A 1292-nucleotide genomic window follows, 5' to 3' on the forward strand; every position below is an offset into this window, starting at 1 on the left:
TCTCGTGCTCGACCAGGCATTCGAGAATGTCGTCCAGCACCGGGTAAGGCGGCAGCGAATCCTGGTCGGTCTGGTTTTCGCGCAGCTCCGCCGACGGCGCCTTATCGATGATGTTCTTCGGAATGACCTCGCCCGATGGGCCGAGCGCCCCCGGCGGCACATGCGCGTTGCGCCAGCGCGCCAGCGCATAGACCTGCATCTTGTAGAGGTCCTTGATCGGGTTGAAGCCGCCATTCATGTCGCCATAGAGGGTGGCGTAGCCGACCGACATCTCACTCTTGTTGCCGGTGGTGACGACCATCGAACCGAACTTGTTCGAGATCGCCATCAGGATCGTGCCGCGCGCACGGCTCTGCAGGTTTTCCTCGGTGATACCTTCCTGAGTGCCCTCGAAGAGCTGGGTCAGCGCATGCCGGAAACCTTCGACCGGCTCGGAGATCGGCACGATGTCGTAACGGCAGCCGAGCGCGCGGGCGCAATCCTCGGCGTCCTTCAGCGAGTCCTTCGAGGTATAGCGATAGGGCATCATGACGGTGCGCAGCCGCTCCTCGCCAAGCGCGTCGACCGCCAGTGCAGCGCAGATCGCGGAGTCGATGCCGCCGGAGAGGCCGAGCACCACGTTCTTGAAGCCGTTCTTGTTCACGTAGTCGCGCAGGCCCAGCATGCAGGCCCGGTAGTCGGCCTCCTCCCGCTCCGGAATCTTCGACATTGGGCCTTCGGAACAGACCCAGATGCCATCCCTTCGCTTCCAGGTGGTGACGTCGACCGCTTCCTCGAACTGGCTCATCTGGAAGGCAAGCGTCTTGTCCGCGCCGATGGCGAAGGAGGCGCCGTCGAAGATGAGTTCGTCCTGGCCACCAAGCTGATTGGCGTAGATCATCGGCAATCCGCATTCGATGACCTGACGGATCACCACCTGGTGGCGGACGTCGATCTTGGCGCGGTAGTAGGGCGAGCCGTTCGGCACAAGCAGGATCTCGGCGCCGCTCTCGGCCAGCGTCTCGCAGACGGCGATGTCGCCCCAGATGTCCTCGCAGATCGGGACACCGATGCGCACCCCGCGGAAATTCACCGGCCCTTGCAGCTCCGGCCCGGCCTGGAAAACGCGCTTCTCGTCGAACTCGCCATAGTTCGGCAGGTCGAGCTTGTAGCGCTCGGCGATGATCTTGCCGCGATCGGCGAAGACGATGGAGTTATGCGTGCCGGTCCGGCGCTTCAGCGGCGTGCCGATGATGACGCCAGGACCGCCATCGGCGGTGTCCGCCGCGAAATCCCGCGCCGCCCTTTCGCAA

At 63.9% G+C, this 1292-nt stretch carries 1 protein-coding gene; it reads right to left on the reverse strand.

Going from position 1 to position 1292, the window contains the following annotated elements:
• The coding region (locus EOA60_RS33395; RefSeq protein WP_128312640.1) for an NAD+ synthase at nucleotides 1-1292 on the reverse strand (1292 nt) is incomplete at both ends.

Source organism: Mesorhizobium sp. M1A.F.Ca.IN.020.06.1.1, from assembly GCF_004023265.1.
Taxonomy (GTDB): Bacteria; Pseudomonadota; Alphaproteobacteria; order Rhizobiales; family Rhizobiaceae; genus Mesorhizobium.